Raw genomic sequence first — 14,721 nt, forward strand, 5'->3', positions numbered from 1 at the left:
CACACCCGACAGAGAAAGGATAAATAACATGGATATTCGATCAATTCGAAAGCTTATTGAAATTGTAGAGCAATCAGACATTGCCGAAATCGAAATCAAAGAAGGCGAACACAATATTCGCATCACCCGCAGTCAAGAGCCGGTTTATGTTACCGCTCCGGCTGCGCCTGTACAAGCCGTCGCCAGTGCTCCAGTCGCACCAAGCGCTCCGGTTGAAGCGCCTTCCGCTCCGAGCGCAGCGTCTGCCGAAGTAAGCGGCCATAAAGTCACTTCGCCAATGGTAGGTACTTTCTACTCTTCTCCATCACCTGACGCAGGGCCTTTCGTTAAAGTTGGCGACAAGGTTGCCGAAGGTGACACCCTGTGCATTATCGAAGCGATGAAAATCATGAACCCGATCGAAGCGGACAAAGCCGGAACCATCAAGCAGATTCTTGGTGAAAACGGTGAGCCGGTTGAATATGGCCAAACACTATTCGTGATCGAATAAGGATCGAGTTGCATGATTGAAAAAATCCTAATCGCTAACCGAGGCGAAATTGCTCTACGCGTTTTGCGTGCAAGCAAAGAGCTCGGAATTAAAACCGTCGCCGTTCACTCGACGGCGGATGCTGATCTTAAGCACGTGCTGCTGGCTGACGAATCGGTTTGTATCGGTCCAGCACCATCATCGGAAAGTTACTTGAACATCCCGGCCATTATTTCCGCAGCCGAAGTGACTGATGCTGAAGCGATCCATCCTGGATACGGCTTCTTATCCGAAAACGCCGACTTTGCCGAGCGCGTTGAAGAAAGTGGTTTTACCTTTATCGGCCCGAAAGCCGATACTATCCGCCTGATGGGTGACAAAGTCTCAGCCATCAAAGCAATGAAGGCGGCAGGTGTTCCGACCGTTCCTGGTTCCGGTGGCCCGCTGGGCAAAGACGATGCCGAAAATCTGCGTATCGCCCGTGAAATCGGTTATCCGGTTATTATCAAAGCATCCGGCGGCGGCGGCGGACGCGGCATGCGCGTGGTACATACCGAGGCCAATTTATTGAAATCAATCCAATTGACCAGTTCGGAAGCCGGCAGTTTCTTCGGTAATCCGGAAGTCTATATGGAAAAATTTCTGGAAAATCCTCGTCACATCGAGATTCAAGTTCTTGCCGATGGTCAGGGAAATGCCGTTCACCTTGGCGAGCGCGATTGCTCAATGCAACGTCGCCACCAGAAGGTTGTTGAAGAAGCCCCAGCTCCTGGAATCACTGTTGAGCAGCGTGAAAAAATCGGTTCTGCATGTGTCAATGCCTGTCTGGAAATCAACTATCGCGGTGCCGGCACGTTCGAATTCTTGTACGAAAACGGCGAATTCTATTTCATTGAAATGAACACCCGTCTACAAGTCGAACACTGCGTTACCGAAATGGTTACCGGTATCGACTTGGTTAAGGCACAGATCGAAGTTGCAATGGGAATTCCTTTGAGCATTCGCCAGGAAGACATTCAACTGAAAGGCCACGCGATCGAATGCCGTGTCAACGCAGAAAACCCGGCTCGTAACTTTATGCCGTCACCAGGAAAAATCGAGCGCTTGCACTTGCCGGGCGGCCTAGGTGTCCGTTGGGATTCACATATCTACACCGGTTACAGCATCCCACCGAACTACGATTCGATGATCGGCAAACTGATTACCTTCGGTAGCGACCGCAATACGGCGATTGCCCGCATGGACAGTGCTTTGAGTGAAATGGTGATCAAAGGAATCGACACCAATATCCACATGCAACGCGAGATAATGAACGATGGCGGTTTCCGCGAAGGCGGCCGCAACATTCACTATCTGGAAGAACGCTTAGAGCATCTGGTTTAATTTCGTCCTAAATCGCCACGGGGTTCGCTTTTGATGACCGTCAAAACGAGCTTCGTGGCTTTTTTGTTTTTAGAGAGTTAAGTTTATGGCCTGGATACAAATTTCCACCACCACTGAAGAGGCGCTTGCCGAAACCTTGTCGGACGCTTTCAGCGAATGCGGTGCTGTTTCGGTGACCTTTGAAGACGCCTTGGATCAACCGATTTTCGAACCGGACATCGGCACGACGCCGATCTGGCAAAACACCCGGGTCAGCGCACTTTTCGACGCGAAAATCGAAGTTGGCGGTGTCTTAGCGCTTCTTAAACAACTCTTACCGGCCGTTTCCGAACATACCTTCAAAATCGAAGCGATCGAAGACAAAGACTGGGTTCGCGAATGGATGGATCAATTCCAACCGCTCTCTTTCGGTAAGCGACTATGGATAGTACCCAGCTGGTTGGAAGCGCCTGATCCACAAGGCGTTAATCTGATGCTCGATCCCGGTCTGGCATTCGGCACCGGAACCCACCCTACTACCGCTCTATGCCTTGAATGGCTGGATAGCAATGCTCCCGAAGATTTAAGCGTGATCGACTACGGCTGCGGTTCCGGCATTCTGGCTCTAGCCGCAAAGAAACTCGGCGCTTCATCGGTTTGCGGAACCGACATCGACCCTCAGGCAATTACCGCCAGCCTGGAAAATGCCGCACGCAATGCGGAATCGATCCCTTTCAACCTGGTAAAAGATTTCGACTCTCAGCCAGTCGATCTATTACTAGCGAATATTCTGGCCGGCCCGCTTAAAGAGCTGGCAGCCGAATTCGAACGCCTGATGAAACCGGGAGCGCAACTGGTGCTTTCCGGCCTGCTCGCTTCTCAAGCGGATGAACTCATCCAGCATTACAAAAATTTCGGCATCGAACTAACCGAATTGCGCACGCGTGAAGAGTGGGGCCTGCTCAGCGGCCGCAAACATTCGGTTTAAAAGTCGGCGCACAAGGTTAATGTTTCAAATCGGTCCTTATCAATTCGAAAATTCATTAGTTCTGGCTCCCATGGCCGGAGTGACCGATGCCGTTTTCCGTAAATTATGCCGAGAGCAGGGAGCCGCTTATACCCTCGCCGAAATGGTCGCCTCAAAAAAACAACTCTGGGAATCAAAAAAATCCTCCACTCGTCATGTGGACCCAAACGACCCCGAGCCTCGAGCCGTTCAACTAATCGGTACCGACCCGCAAGAATTGGCCGAAGCAGCTGCTTGGCAGGCCAGTCAGGGAGCACAGATCATCGACCTGAATATGGGCTGTCCGGCCAAAAAAGTCTGTAGTATCGCTGCCGGCTCGGCACTAATGAGTGATCCGCAAAGAATCGCTGAGATCTTTCAGGCGGTAAGCGAATCGGTCGATATTCCGGTGACGGTAAAAACACGAACCGGCACCGATGCGCAAAATAAAAATGCCTTGCAGATTGCCTTTTTGGCTCAGGAACACGGCCTGAAAGCCGTCAGTATTCACGGCCGTACCCGTGAAGATAAATTCAGCGGGCAAGCCGAATACGACACCATTAAAAGTGTTAAGCAGGCAGTACAGATACCGGTCATTGCCAATGGCGATATTTGCAGCCCCGAACAGGCGGATTTTGTATTAAAATATACCGCTTGTGACGCCATAATGATCGGCCGTGCATCTCAAGGCAATCCTTGGATATTTCGCGAGATAAATCATTACCTTAGACATACGCAGAAACTAGCGGAACCGAGCTTGCTGGAAAAGCGCGAGACGATCCGCCGACACTTACTGGGATTATATGAGCTCTACGGCGACACACACGGCGTACGCATTGCCCGCAAGCATTTAGGCTGGTATAGCCAATCCATGCCGGGCGGCACAGATTTACGCAAACAGTTTAACCGGTTGACGGAGTGCCATCAGCAGCTGCAACTGGTCGAAGATTACTTTAACCGTAACATTAAGTCGAATTAAACAAAGCGATATGAGCGACAAGACCCCGCAAAACAACCTGAGTATTCAAGTCACACAAACCTTGGAAGTTTACTTTGAAACCCTTGAAGACCAATCGACCTGCGATCTGCATGAAATGGTGATTCAACAGGTTGAAAGACCGCTCATCGAATTCGTACTGAACAGAACCCAGCATAATCAAACGCAGACAGCACAAATCTTGGGTATCAACCGCAATACCCTGAGAAAGAAGATGCTGAAATACCAACTTATCGAATCTTAATTTTTCTTTTTTCGGAGAATCCACTATGAAACCAGTTCGTCGTGCTTTAATCAGCGTGTCCGACAAAGACGGCATTCTAGAATTTGCCAAATCGCTTGACGCTATGGGCGTCGCCATTCTTTCTACCGGCGGAACCTATAAAGTTCTTTCTGAAGCCGGTCTGCCGGTAACTGAAGTTTCCGAATACACCGGATTCCCGGAAATGATGGACGGACGCGTAAAAACTCTGCACCCGAAAATTCACGGTGGTCTTCTAGGACGCCGCGGTAAAGACGATGCGATTATGAGCGAACACGGCATTGATCCGATCGATATGGTTGTCGTCAACCTGTACCCTTTCGAAGCAACCGTTGCCAAAGAGGACTGTTCTCTGGAAGACGCTATCGAAAACATCGATATCGGTGGTCCGACCATGCTTCGTTCTGCAGCAAAGAACCACAACGACGTGGCGGTTGTCACCGATCCTGCCGACTACTCGCGTATTCTTGAAGAGATGAGCGCTAACGAAGGCCAACTTTCACATGCGACCCGCTTCGACCTAGCGATTAAGACCTTTGAACAGACAGCGCGTTACGACGGCGCCATCTCCAACTACTTCGGCAAGATGTTCAACACGGAAGAAGGCGATACTTTCCCGCGTACTTACAACACCCAATTCGTTAAGAAGCAGTCCATGCGCTACGGTGAAAACCCGCATCAGGCAGCGGCTTTCTATACTGAACGTAATGCCACCGAAGCGTCGATTTCGACTGCAACCCAAATCCAAGGCAAGGAACTGTCTTTCAACAATATCGCCGACACCGATGCGGCATTGGAACTGGTGAAAACTTTCGAAGAAACCGCCTGCGTCATCGTGAAACATGCCAACCCGTGCGGTGTTTCCATCGGAGCAACGCAATTCGAAGCTTATGACCGTGCTTATAAAACCGATCCAACTTCGGCATTCGGCGGCATTATCGCCTTCAACACCGAATTGGACGGTGAAACCGCTCAAGCGATTGTCGACCGTCAATTTGTTGAAGTCATTATCGCGCCTAAGGTTTCCGAAGCAGCTAAGGCAGCCGTTGAAGCCAAGAAAAACGTTCGTTTGCTGGAATGCGGCGAATTCACCGGTCAGGAGGCCGCCTACGACTACAAGCGCGTTACCGGCGGACTGTTGGTACAAGACCGTGATCTGGGTACGGTTACTACCGAAGATCTGAAAGTCGTCACCAAGCGTGCTCCGACCGATAAAGAGATGCAAGACCTGATGTTTGCCTGGAAAGTAGCCAAATTCGTTAAATCGAATGCAATCGTTTACGTCAAAGACGGTATGACCGTCGGAGTCGGTGCCGGACAAATGAGCCGCGTTTATTCAGCTAAAATCGCCGGAATCAAGGCAGAAGACGAAGGCCTGGAAGTGCCTGGTTCGGTCATGGCATCGGACGCTTTCTTCCCGTTCCGCGACGGAATCGATGCCGCTGCCGCAGCCGGCATTACAGCGGTAATCCATCCGGGCGGCTCTATGCGCGATCAGGAAGTAATCGATGCAGCGGATGAACATGGAATCGCGATGGTGTTTACAGGAATGCGCCACTTCCGCCACTAAAAATTGCTTGTTTACTCAAATTTTGCTGCCCTTCGCAAATTTGAGCAAAACGCTAATTTTTAAAACAAATTTTTAAAGAGAGAATTCATTTATGAATATTTTAGTAATTGGTAGCGGCGGACGTGAACACGCTCTGGCCTGGAAAGTGGCGCAATCGCCTCTGGCGGAGAAAGTATTTGTCGCTCCGGGGAATGCAGGTACGGCTTTGGAGCCGAACCTTGAAAACGTCGATATCAAGGTTGAAGACCTTGACGGCTTGGTAGCTTTCGCAAAAGAAAACGCCATCGGTCTGGCAATCGTCGGCCCAGAAGTTCCTCTGGTTTTAGGCGTGGTTAACGCTTTCCAGGCTGCAGGCTTGAAGTGCTTCGGCCCATCTAAAGATGCCGCACAATTGGAAGGCTCTAAAGCATTTTCCAAAGATTTCCTGGCAAAACACAAAATTCCAACCGCGGCGTACCGGGTCTTCACTGAGATTCCTCCGGCAAAAGAATTTATTCGCGAACTGGGCGCACCGATCGTTATCAAAGCCGACGGTCTGGCAGCCGGTAAAGGCGTTATCCTGGCCGATACCGAAGAAGAAGCCTTTGCAGCGGTTGAAGATATGCTTGAAGGAAATAAATTCGGCGATGCCGGTGCTCGAGTTGTTGTCGAAGAGTTCCTTTACGGTGAAGAGGCCAGCTTTATTGTTATGGCCGACGGTAAAAACGTTTTGCCGATGGCGACCTCGCAAGACCATAAAGCGCGTAACAACGGTGATACCGGTCCGAATACCGGCGGTATGGGTGCCTACACCCCGGCTCCAGTCGTTACGCCTGAAATTCATGATCGAGCCATGCGCGAAGTGATTATGCCGACCATTGAAGGTATGGCCAAAGACGGTCTGCCGTACACCGGTTTCCTGTATGCCGGTCTGATGATCGACGCAACAGGAGCACCGAAAGTACTGGAATTCAACTGCCGTTTCGGAGACCCTGAAACCCAACCGATTATGATGCGTCTGCAATCGGATCTAGTTCAACACTGTTTGGATGCACTGGATGGCAAACTGGATCAAGCGACAGCTCAGTGGGACGATCGTGCTGCGCTAGGCGTGGTAATGGCAGCCGGCGGTTACCCTGACGACTACCGAAAAGGCGATGTCATCAATGGAATCGACAGTGCCAATGCCGACGACCTTAAGGTTTTCCACGCTGGTACGTCTTTAAATGGAAATGGCGATGTCATTACCTCCGGCGGACGCGTTCTTTGCGTAACCGCTCTTGGCAGCAATGTCACCGAAGCACAAAAACGTGCCTACGAAGGTGTAGATAAAGTCAATTGGGACGAGGTCTACTTCCGTACCGATATCGGCCACAGAGCCGTAGAACGCGAACAGAAAGCATAGCCCCAGACTTATGCGTCTATCCCGGAAAATGCTGGAATTTTCCGGGATTCTCTCCTATCAATCATTCTATCCTGCTTACTCAATCTCCGATTCAAACTTTCGGACAATAATCCCTTAAGTCTCCCCAACTTACAAAACATCAGCTTTTCCTAAAATAAAACCATCTAATGCATTATAAAAAATACCTAGGATAAAGCGGGGCGGTTTTGCTTTTCATCCCCGGGCATTTTGCTAAACTTGGCCCTCAAAATATAAAAACTAAATCCAAAAACTCCTCAAGATAGAGGAGGTTTATAACCATCGGGTAACACATCCAAGATGCATTATCAGGCAAAGCAACTGAGTTGTAAGCGTGGCCGTAAAACGCTGTTTTCTGAGCTCTCTTTCGAGCTTCAAGCGGGCCAACTGCTATTAATTGAAGGCCATAACGGTGCCGGAAAAACCAGCTTATTAAAACTGCTGACCGGCTTACGTATGCCCGAAGCCGGAGAAATCCTCTGGCAATCTCGTTCGATTCACGATGCTCACAACGACTTCCGCAGCAAACTCTCCTGGCTCGGGCACCAAAATCCGTTGAAAGACGAACAGAGCGCCCTGGAAAATCTGCATACTCTAAGCAGCTTTCGCCCGCGCAATTCGATCAGCCTGACCGACGCCTTACAGGAAGTAAAACTCGGGCATGCCAAACACGCACAAGTCAAAACCTTTTCAGCCGGAATGAAACGCCGTTTGTCACTCGCATCCCTGCTGGTAGCGAATACTCAATTATGGATTCTGGACGAACCCCAGGCAGCTTTGGATAAAGACGGCGTTGCTCTGTACGAATCCCTTGCCAAACAGCATCTGGAAAACGACGGCATGATTGTAATGACTTCGCACCATCCGTTGAATCTACCTGCCGATCGCGTGCAGCGATTGGCATTGGGAGTCTGATCGATGAGCAGTTTGTGGAGCCTGATTCGTCGCGACTTACTACTCGCCTACCGTCGCCGTGGTGAAGTCGGCAATGCACTAATTTTTTTCGGTCTGGTCGTTCTGCTGTTCCCTATCGGAATCGGCGCATCCGAAACCTTACTGGCGCAGATCGCCCCCGGTTTAATCTGGATCGCCGCCCTGCTGGCAACACTGATGTCGCTCGACAGTCTGTTTAAAGAGGACTATCAGGATGGCACTTTGGAACAATGGACTCTCAGCCCGCACTCTCTGGTAGCTTTTGTCTGGGCTCGCCTGATCTCGCACTGGTTGATTACGGCCCTGCCATTGGTTGCGGTAGCACCTGTTTTAGCCCTGACACTCAATCTACCGGCTGATGCGATCGGCGTTCTACTTCTCAGCCTGTTGCTGGGAACACCGGTTCTTATGTTTGTCGGTGCCATCGGCGTCGCCTTAACGACAGGACTGCAGAAAAGCAGCTTGCTGCTGCCATTGCTGGTGCTGCCGTTTTATATTCCGGTGTTGATTTTCGGCGCCAGCGCGGTGGAAGTCAGTGCCTCCGGCTGGTCTGCTGCCGGGCAACTTTATATTCTGGCCGGACTTTTCGTTCTCGGTCTTACCCTGGCACCCTTTGCGGTCGCCTCAGCTTTAAAGGTCAGTGTATCGCAATGAATATTATCGCCAAATGGTACTATCGTCTCGGAGCCCCAAACTGGTTCTACCCTTTAACAGGGAAAATGCTTCCCTGGATCGCGGTGATCTTTTTGGCACTGCTGATTCCGGGACTTTACATGGGACTGTTTACCGCCCCCGCCGACTACCAGCAAGGCGACTCCTTCCGCATTATGTACGTGCATGTCCCGGCCGCCTGGATGTCGATGTTTATCTATTTTGCGATGGCGGTTGCTGCGGTGGTTGCTTTGGTGTGGCGGGTACGCATGGCGGAAATCATGATTATTTCCAGTGCTCCGATCGGCGCCAGCTTTGCCTTGATAGCCTTGATTACCGGCTCACTATGGGGCAAACCGATGTGGGGAGCCTGGTGGGTATGGGACGCGCGCCTGACTTCGGAACTGATTCTGCTGTTTATCTATTTAGGAATCTTCGCCCTCTACAATGCAATCGAAAACAAACAGACCGCCGGTCGTGCCATGAGCATTCTGACCTTGGTCGGTGTCGTCAACTTGCCAATTATTCACTATTCGGTGGTGTGGTGGAACACGCTACATCAGGCGGCTACCGTCAGCAAGTTCGACACGCCGTCGATTCACATCGATATGCTGATTCCGCTTTTACTGATGGCAGCCGCATTCCAGTTTCTTTATTTGTGGATTCTATTACTCAAAATGCGCGCCAACCTGCTTGAGCAGGACCTACACTGCGGCTGGGTTAAGAAGATTATCTGGGATCGCCGCAAAGCACACAACGGAGGAAATTAAGATGCAGGAATTTTTCGCAATGGGCGGTTATGGCAGCTATGTCTGGTCCGCTTTCGGCATCAGTTTTTTGATTATCTTAATCAACCTTGTCCAACCGGCATTGCAACACCGTCAAGCGATTCGGGACGCTGACGATTTTCACCACCAAGAAAAATAAAGGGAAAATGTTATGAGTCCTGTCCGCAAAAAACGTTTCTATATGGTGCTACTGCTGCTAACCGGCGTCAGTATCGCCACCTTTCTGATTATTCAGGCATTCAGCCAGAATATGATGTTTTTCTTCTCCACGACCGAAGTCAAACAAGGTAAAGCGCCTGCCGACCGCGACTTCCGCTTGGGTGGTCTGGTGGTTAACCACAGTGTGCAGCGTGAAAGCGGTTCGCTTAAGGTCCACTTCGAACTGACCGACAGCCAGACGCCGGTTAAAGTCGAATATAGTGGCATCTTGCCTGATCTGTTCCGCGAAGGACAAGGGATTATTGCCAAAGGACGCTTAAACGACCAAGGAGTCTTTGTCGCCAAGGAAGTGCTCGCTAAACACGACGAAAATTATATGCCACCAGAGGTCGCTGATTCCATTAATAAAGCCCAGCTCGCCAGTTCGGAGCCAGTTCAACCATGATTCCGGAAATCGGCCATTTTTCTTTAATTCTCGGCTTGGGCTTTGCCACCGTTCTAGCGATTTTCCCGCTATGGGGCAGTTACAAAAACAATTCGGCATGGATCGCTCTGTCCCGCCCGGCAGCATTCGGACAGTTTCTGTTTGTCGGACTGTCTTTCGCCTGCCTGGTCTACGCCTTTATCGACAACGATTTTTCGGTGAAATACGTTGCCGCCAACTCCAACACGCAATTGCCGATGATTTTCAAGGTCTCCGCCACCTGGGGAGCACATGAAGGATCCTTGTTACTGTGGGGACTGATTCTGACATTGTGGACCTTTGCCGTAAGCCTGTTCAACCGTTCCCTGCCGGAGAGCCTGAATGCTAAACTGCTTGCTACTCTCGGCCTGGTCAGTATCGGCTTCCTATTGTTCATATTGATTACCTCTAACCCTTTCGAACGACTGCTTGAAGTGCCGCAAGAAGGCCGCAGTCTGAATCCGCTACTTCAGGATATCGGTCTGGCGATCCATCCTCCTATGCTCTATATGGGCTATGTCGGTATGGCCGTCTCCTTCGCTTTCGCAGTCGCCGTTTTATTGGAAGGTCGTCTGGAAATGGCCTGGGCTCGTTGGACCAAAGCCTGGACTTTGATTGCCTGGGCCTTCCTGACTCTTGGAATTGCGCTCGGCAGCTGGTGGGCTTACTATGAACTCGGCTGGGGTGGCTGGTGGTTCTGGGACCCAGTCGAAAATGCATCCCTGCTTCCATGGCTGGTCGCAACCGCTCTGATCCATTCTTTAGCGATTACCGGGGCACGCGGCACCTTCCAGTCCTGGAGCCTGTTACTAGCAATTCTGGCTTTTGCCTTAAGCCTGCTCGGTACCTTCCTGGTGCGCTCCGGCGTTCTCACTTCGGTGCACGCTTTTACCAGCGATCCGTCGCGCGGAGTTTTTATTCTACTCTTCCTGGTAGTCGTAGTCGGTCTATCCCTAACCCTGTATTCGGCGAATGCCCACAAGGTTACGCATAGCAAAAAATTTAGCCTCTTCTCCAAAGAGAGCCTCCTGCTATTTAACAACGTGATTCTGATGGCGATGATGGCAACCGTGCTGCTCGGTACACTTTATCCATTGATTCTCGACGCTCTCGGGCTGGCTAAAATTTCCGTCGGCGCCCCTTACTTTAATAGCGTGATGCTGCCTCTGACAGTACCTTTGGCAATTTTTATGGGCTTCGGCTTTGCCGCCCACTGGAAACAGGATCAGGGAATATCATTGCTGAAACGCATGAGTCTGCCGCTGATCTTGAGTCTGATGACGGCAATCTTGATCCCGTTACTGATTCTGCCGGATGTTCAAGGCCTGGGCATACTCGGACTGTTTATGTCGGCCTGGATCGGCTTCAGCGCTCTGTATTGGCTACTCCGCGGCCAACAGGGACATTTTGCGAAACCATCCTTGCAGCTAGTCGGTTCCAGTCTGGCGCACATCGGTTTTGCAGTCACCTTGACCGGCATTACGATCACCTCCCTGTACAGTATTGAAAAAGACATTCGCCTAGCCGAGGGCGACAGCTACCACATTCAGCAGTATGAATTCCGCTTTGACGGCGTCAAACAAAAACAGGAAGCCAACTATCTCGCTTCGGAAGGTTCGGTCACGGTTTTGGAAAACGGCGAATTTATCGCCCATTTGAAACCGCAGAAACGCACCTATCTGACTCAAGGAATGCCGATGACCGAAGCCGGCATCGACGCTGGGCTGAATCGTGACCTATTTGTCGCCTTGGGAGAGCGACTGCAAGATGGAGCCTGGAGCGTTCGTGTGCAATATAAGCCGTTTATTCGCTGGATCTGGCTGGGATCGATCCTGATGGCTTTAGGTGCTCTGTTGGTATTGGCGGCCCATATTCGCAACGGGAGACGTTCGGCATGAAAAAGCAGTTCGCCCCCCTGATTATTTTTGCGGTACTGGTACTGTTTCTGGCAATCGGCCTGACTCTGAATCCGCAGAATGTACCTTCGCCACTGATCGGCAAAACCGCCCCGCAATTCGAATTACCGCAACTGAATTCGGCAGAAAGATTTTCGCCGCAACAGCTACAAGGTAAGGCCTGGATTTTAAATATCTGGGCCTCGTGGTGCAGCTCCTGCAAACAGGAACACAAGCTGTTGGTCGATCTTGCCAAGACGCAACCTTATGTGATCGTCGGTCTGAATTACAAAGATACCGCTGCGGAAGCGAACTCCTGGTTGCAACGCTATTCCGATCCCTACTCCGTGGTCATTGAAGATGCCCAGGGAAAAGCCGGCATTGATTGGGGTGTTTACGGCGTACCGGAAACTTTCGTGATTGATACCCACGGCATCATTCGTCATAAATTCACCGGTCCTTTAACCCGGCAAAGCATCGAGGAAACACTGATTCCACTCATGCAGACACTGCAGAGCGAGGTGCAATCATGAAACGCTTTCTGATTCTCCTCTACATGCTGTTGTTTTCTCTGCCTCTGTTTGCAGCAATTGAAGAACATCGCTTTAAAACCCCGCAGCAGGAACGCGATTACCGCCAGCTTATCGACGAACTGCGCTGCCTGGTATGCCAAAACCAAAATCTGGCCGACTCGAATGCCGAACTGGCTCAGGATCTGCGCCGACAGGTGTATAGCATGCTGGTCGATCAACAGGCAGATAAACAACAGGTTGTCGACTATATGGTGCAGCGTTACGGCGATTTCGTCCTCTATCGCCCACCGCTAAAAACTCAAACGACTTTGCTATGGGCCGGACCTTTTCTATTTCTGGCAATCGGTGTCTGGTTTTTAATCCGCCTGATTCGCCGCCAAAACTCGATGGATGATGCTGATGACAACTCTTAGTCTCTGGTTAAGCTTACTATTGATCGCCGCGCTGGCGATCCTCTTCTTCCCACTGCTCAAGCAGGGAAAACACCTTTCCAAAAGCGCTCTTCTCTCCATCGGTATCGGACTGCCGGCTTTAACCATAGGACTGTACTTTTATTTCGGCACTCCACAATTCGCGGAAATATCCCAAGACGACTCCGCTCCCAAAATGGTCACTCTGGTCGACAAGCTGGAGCAAAAACTAGCCAAAAAACCGGACGACTTGAGTGGCTGGCTGCTCCTCGGGCGTTCCTATATGATGACCGATAATTATCCGAAAGCCGTCTGGGCATTCGAGCACGCCTATCAACTGGCTCCGAACAATCTTAGTGTGCTCCTTCCCTTGGCGGATGCCTTATCCGTTACCCAGAACGGGCGTTTGCAGGGCAGGCCTTACGAACTGCTGCAACAAGCTCTGAAACTCGATGCTCATAACAAAATGACCTTATGGCTTCTCGGTCTTGCCGAACGGCAAAAAGGCGATATTCCAAGGGCTGGTGAGCTATGGCAAACCCTCTACTCTCAGCTTGACCCGGACGACCCTGATCGCAAGCATATCTCGGCATTACTCGAGCAGATCGGACAATCGGTTACTGAAAATCCCGGCCCCGAATCCAAGCCTGAGGATACGACTGCATCGGAGGAAAAGTCGATCCAGATTGTCGTTTCAACCGAGACTCCACAGACACTACCGGCAGGTACAACTTTGTTTGTCTATATCAAAGCTGCCGAAGGTCCGCCGATGCCGATAGCCGCCAGGAAAATTTCGATAAAACAACTACCTGTCGAAGTTGATCTAAGCAGTTCCGATGAACTGATGGCGAATCGAAAACTCAAGAATTTCGAACACTTAATTGTCGGAATCAAACTGACTCAAGGTGATAAACAAGATGTATCCAAAGTGTTGTATCAGGCAGAAAAACCGGCACAAATGGGTAAAAAAGCCGTATTTATAACAAATATAAATATTACCGTTTCATGAAATAAATACGTCCTATTGACCATTAAAAATTCTTTCTGTACCCATTAAGTTTTCTTCTCTAAGATAGCCAAAAAATTGAGGAATGCTTGAGACGGTCAAAGATTTATAAGACATTCCCGAATAAATTAAAACAGCGAAACTTTTACTAGAAATCCAAAAATATGTTCAATAAAAAAATCGGTCTACTTATCGTTATATTCCTTCTTGGCTTCGCATCCTTCGGAGCCATGAATTCTTTTTTTGCTTACACCAATACCACTGAGTTTTGTACCTCGTGCCACAGCATGACAGTCAACCTGAAAGAGTATCAGGAAACCATTCACTACAAAAATGCTTCCGGTGTACGTGCGGAGTGTGCGGATTGCCACGTTCCGAAGGAATTCCTGCCGAAGATCAAAGCAAAACTGTTTGCCGCCAAGGACGTGTATCACGAATTTATCGGCGATTTCGCGGTCAGCGACGAACTTAAGGCAGATGAAGATGCCTATCTGGAATACTACGATAAACACCGCTGGCAAATGGCTTCGGCCGTTTGGAAAAAAATGAAAGACAGCGACTCGCGTGAATGTCGTACCTGTCACTCTTTCAACGCAATGGACTTTGACGAGCAGGGCAAACAAGCTGCCAACAAGCATCCGCGCGCTATTGAAAAGGGACAGACCTGTATCGATTGTCACAAAGGTATCGCTCATACCGAACCGGACGAGCCGGAAGAAGTCGAAAAAGAGTACCGCGACGGTCTAGTCGGCGACCTGTTGCCGAAACGATAAAAATCCAACAACCAGTTTAGGCTTCCACACACAAGGGTGGAA

At 50.3% G+C, this 14,721-nt stretch carries 17 protein-coding genes; all 17 read left to right on the plus strand.

Annotated features, from left to right (window positions below; genetic code table 11):
* Window positions 1–28: 28 nt before the first annotated feature.
* The 17 genes from accB (at window position 29) to H8792_RS07650 (ending at window position 14,679) form a co-directional block, all read left to right on the plus strand.
* Window positions 29–490 (plus strand): acetyl-CoA carboxylase biotin carboxyl carrier protein, encoded by a 462-nt coding sequence (gene accB, locus H8792_RS07570; RefSeq protein ID WP_185978341.1) that lies wholly within the window; start codon window positions 29–31, stop codon window positions 488–490.
* Window positions 491–502: 12 nt separating this feature from the next.
* Window positions 503–1,852, plus strand: coding sequence for an acetyl-CoA carboxylase biotin carboxylase subunit (gene accC / locus H8792_RS07575; protein WP_185978342.1), 1,350 nt, complete (start codon window positions 503–505; stop codon window positions 1,850–1,852).
* A gap of 85 nt (window positions 1,853–1,937) precedes the next feature.
* Window positions 1,938–2,819 carry a 50S ribosomal protein L11 methyltransferase gene (prmA, locus tag H8792_RS07580; protein ID WP_185978343.1) on the plus strand — a complete coding sequence of 294 codons (882 nt, stop codon included), beginning with the start codon at window positions 1,938–1,940 and terminating at the stop codon, window positions 2,817–2,819.
* A gap of 19 nt (window positions 2,820–2,838) precedes the next feature.
* Window positions 2,839–3,816 (plus strand): tRNA dihydrouridine synthase DusB, encoded by a 978-nt coding sequence (gene dusB / locus H8792_RS07585; protein WP_185978344.1) that lies wholly within the window; start codon window positions 2,839–2,841, stop codon window positions 3,814–3,816.
* Between the two features lie 10 nt (window positions 3,817–3,826).
* Entirely contained in the window at window positions 3,827–4,078 is a 252-nt protein-coding gene (locus tag H8792_RS07590; protein WP_185978345.1) for a helix-turn-helix domain-containing protein, read from the plus strand.
* 25 nt (window positions 4,079–4,103) lie between these two features.
* Window positions 4,104–5,666 carry a bifunctional phosphoribosylaminoimidazolecarboxamide formyltransferase/IMP cyclohydrolase gene (gene purH / locus H8792_RS07595; protein ID WP_185978346.1) on the plus strand — a complete coding sequence of 521 codons (1,563 nt, stop codon included), beginning with the start codon at window positions 4,104–4,106 and terminating at the stop codon, window positions 5,664–5,666.
* 91 nt (window positions 5,667–5,757) lie between these two features.
* Window positions 5,758–7,050, plus strand: coding sequence for a phosphoribosylamine--glycine ligase (gene purD / locus H8792_RS07600; protein WP_185978347.1), 1,293 nt, complete (start codon window positions 5,758–5,760; stop codon window positions 7,048–7,050).
* A gap of 318 nt (window positions 7,051–7,368) precedes the next feature.
* Entirely contained in the window at window positions 7,369–7,983 is a 615-nt protein-coding gene (gene ccmA / locus H8792_RS07605) for a cytochrome c biogenesis heme-transporting ATPase CcmA (protein ID WP_185978348.1), read from the plus strand.
* A gap of 3 nt (window positions 7,984–7,986) precedes the next feature.
* A complete protein-coding gene (gene ccmB, locus H8792_RS07610) occupies window positions 7,987–8,655 on the plus strand; it encodes a heme exporter protein CcmB (RefSeq protein WP_185978349.1) in 669 nt (222 codons plus the stop codon).
* Complete coding sequence (locus tag H8792_RS07615; RefSeq protein ID WP_185978350.1) at window positions 8,652–9,422, plus strand: heme ABC transporter permease; 771 nt, start codon at window positions 8,652–8,654, stop codon at window positions 9,420–9,422. The genes ccmB and H8792_RS07615 overlap by 4 nt, the downstream gene beginning before the upstream one ends.
* 1 nt (window position 9,423) lies before the next feature.
* On the plus strand, window positions 9,424–9,579 hold the full coding sequence (ccmD, locus tag H8792_RS07620; RefSeq protein WP_228767003.1) for a heme exporter protein CcmD: 156 nt from the start codon (window positions 9,424–9,426) through the stop codon (window positions 9,577–9,579).
* 12 nt (window positions 9,580–9,591) lie between these two features.
* Entirely contained in the window at window positions 9,592–10,044 is a 453-nt protein-coding gene (ccmE, locus tag H8792_RS07625) for a cytochrome c maturation protein CcmE (RefSeq protein WP_185978351.1), read from the plus strand.
* Window positions 10,041–11,960, plus strand: a complete 1,920-nt coding sequence (locus H8792_RS07630; protein ID WP_185978352.1) for a heme lyase CcmF/NrfE family subunit — start codon at window positions 10,041–10,043, stop codon at window positions 11,958–11,960. Before ccmE ends, H8792_RS07630 begins: the two co-directional genes overlap by 4 nt.
* Complete coding sequence (locus H8792_RS07635; RefSeq protein WP_185978353.1) at window positions 11,957–12,490, plus strand: DsbE family thiol:disulfide interchange protein; 534 nt, start codon at window positions 11,957–11,959, stop codon at window positions 12,488–12,490. Before H8792_RS07630 ends, H8792_RS07635 begins: the two co-directional genes overlap by 4 nt.
* The gene (locus H8792_RS07640; RefSeq protein ID WP_228767004.1) at window positions 12,487–12,903 is read left to right on the plus strand and encodes a cytochrome c-type biogenesis protein; all 417 of its coding nucleotides are present in this window, start codon (window positions 12,487–12,489) and stop codon (window positions 12,901–12,903) included. Before H8792_RS07635 ends, H8792_RS07640 begins: the two co-directional genes overlap by 4 nt.
* Window positions 12,890–13,909 (plus strand): tetratricopeptide repeat protein, encoded by a 1,020-nt coding sequence (locus H8792_RS07645; RefSeq protein ID WP_185978354.1) that lies wholly within the window; start codon window positions 12,890–12,892, stop codon window positions 13,907–13,909. The genes H8792_RS07640 and H8792_RS07645 overlap by 14 nt, the downstream gene beginning before the upstream one ends.
* A gap of 161 nt (window positions 13,910–14,070) precedes the next feature.
* Window positions 14,071–14,679 carry a NapC/NirT family cytochrome c gene (locus tag H8792_RS07650; RefSeq protein ID WP_185978355.1) on the plus strand — a complete coding sequence of 203 codons (609 nt, stop codon included), beginning with the start codon at window positions 14,071–14,073 and terminating at the stop codon, window positions 14,677–14,679.
* The last annotated feature ends 42 nt before the right edge of the window (window positions 14,680–14,721 follow it).

Origin of the sequence: Thiomicrorhabdus heinhorstiae (assembly GCF_013391765.2) — a bacterium.
GTDB lineage: Bacteria > Pseudomonadota > Gammaproteobacteria > Thiomicrospirales > Thiomicrospiraceae > Thiomicrorhabdus > Thiomicrorhabdus heinhorstiae.

Coding starts and splice junctions, on each gene's coding strand:
- H8792_RS07630 (WP_185978352.1), top strand. CDS start 10,041: ATGATTCCGGAAATCGGCCATTTTTCTTTAATTCTCGGCTTGGGCTTT.
- accC (WP_185978342.1), top strand. CDS start 503: ATGATTGAAAAAATCCTAATCGCTAACCGAGGCGAAATTGCTCTACGC.
- ccmD (WP_228767003.1), top strand. CDS start 9,424: ATGCAGGAATTTTTCGCAATGGGCGGTTATGGCAGCTATGTCTGGTCC.
- prmA (WP_185978343.1), top strand. CDS start 1,938: ATGGCCTGGATACAAATTTCCACCACCACTGAAGAGGCGCTTGCCGAA.
- H8792_RS07640 (WP_228767004.1), top strand. CDS start 12,487: ATGAAACGCTTTCTGATTCTCCTCTACATGCTGTTGTTTTCTCTGCCT.
- H8792_RS07650 (WP_185978355.1), top strand. CDS start 14,071: ATGTTCAATAAAAAAATCGGTCTACTTATCGTTATATTCCTTCTTGGC.
- H8792_RS07635 (WP_185978353.1), top strand. CDS start 11,957: ATGAAAAAGCAGTTCGCCCCCCTGATTATTTTTGCGGTACTGGTACTG.
- dusB (WP_185978344.1), top strand. CDS start 2,839: ATGTTTCAAATCGGTCCTTATCAATTCGAAAATTCATTAGTTCTGGCT.
- purD (WP_185978347.1), top strand. CDS start 5,758: ATGAATATTTTAGTAATTGGTAGCGGCGGACGTGAACACGCTCTGGCC.
- H8792_RS07645 (WP_185978354.1), top strand. CDS start 12,890: ATGACAACTCTTAGTCTCTGGTTAAGCTTACTATTGATCGCCGCGCTG.
- ccmB (WP_185978349.1), top strand. CDS start 7,987: ATGAGCAGTTTGTGGAGCCTGATTCGTCGCGACTTACTACTCGCCTAC.
- ccmA (WP_185978348.1), top strand. CDS start 7,369: ATGCATTATCAGGCAAAGCAACTGAGTTGTAAGCGTGGCCGTAAAACG.
- purH (WP_185978346.1), top strand. CDS start 4,104: ATGAAACCAGTTCGTCGTGCTTTAATCAGCGTGTCCGACAAAGACGGC.
- H8792_RS07615 (WP_185978350.1), top strand. CDS start 8,652: ATGAATATTATCGCCAAATGGTACTATCGTCTCGGAGCCCCAAACTGG.
- H8792_RS07590 (WP_185978345.1), top strand. CDS start 3,827: ATGAGCGACAAGACCCCGCAAAACAACCTGAGTATTCAAGTCACACAA.
- accB (WP_185978341.1), top strand. CDS start 29: ATGGATATTCGATCAATTCGAAAGCTTATTGAAATTGTAGAGCAATCA.
- ccmE (WP_185978351.1), top strand. CDS start 9,592: ATGAGTCCTGTCCGCAAAAAACGTTTCTATATGGTGCTACTGCTGCTA.